Here is a 921-nt window from a genome sequence, read left to right on the forward strand (position 1 = left end):
GTATACAGTTGGACATCTGATACTTCCTTAATGCGATTCTCACGCAAATCAAGATGAGTCACCCCAGAGTCTTTTAGGGCATCGAATATGATGGCCAGTTCAGTGTCTGGTTTTTTATAAAGATAATTCAAAAGCAAATTACGATGAGCCCCCCCAGAGTGTTTCAGGAGATCGAACATGATGTCTGGTTCCAGTTCAGTGCCTGGTTTTTTATAAAGATAATTCCAACGCAAATCAAGATGGGTTATCCCAGAGTTGTTTAGAGCAGCGAACATGGTGGCTAGCTCAGTGCCTGATTTTTTATAAAGATCATTCCAGCCTAAGCCAAGATGAGTCACTCCAGAGTTGTTTAGAGCGGCTAAAATGGTAGCTAGCTCAGCGCCTGATTTTTGTCCAAAATTATTCCATCCCAAATCAAGATGGGTTATCCCAGAGTTGTTTAGAGCAGCTAACATGGTGGCTAACTCAGTGCCTGATTTCTGTCCAAAATCATTCTGGCTCAAATTAAGATGGGTTATCCCAGAGTTGTTTAGAGCAGCTAACATGGTGGCTAACTCAGTGTCTGATTTCTGTCCAAAATCATTCTGGCTCAAATTAAGATGGGTTATCCCAGAGTTGTTTAGAGCAGCTAACATGGTGGCTAACTCAGTGCCTGATTTCTGTCCAAAATGATTCCCGCTCAAATTAAGATGGGATATTCTGGAAGTGTTCAAAGCGCCAAATATGTTAGTCAGCTTAGTACTTGATTTTTTTCCAAGTGAATTCCAACTCAAATTAAGACGTGTTGCCTTGGAATGTTTCAGGGTATCTAATATGGTAATCAGTATGTCTGTGCTCCCGAAGACAGTCCCTTGCAAATCAAGCTGTGTCATCGCGGGATCTTTGAGAATCTTTAATAGAATAGCCAGTTTGGTGCCAGAC

At 41.6% G+C, this 921-nt stretch carries 1 protein-coding gene; it reads right to left on the reverse strand.

Translation table 11 applies throughout. The features are described 5' to 3' along the window. On the reverse strand, window positions 1-872 hold an 872-nt coding region (locus tag Lste_RS03075; RefSeq protein ID WP_475071327.1), incomplete at its 3' end, for a leucine-rich repeat domain-containing protein. Window positions 873-921 lie beyond the last annotated feature (49 nt).

Source organism: Legionella steelei, assembly GCF_001468005.1.
Lineage (GTDB): Bacteria > Pseudomonadota > Gammaproteobacteria > Legionellales > Legionellaceae > Legionella > Legionella steelei.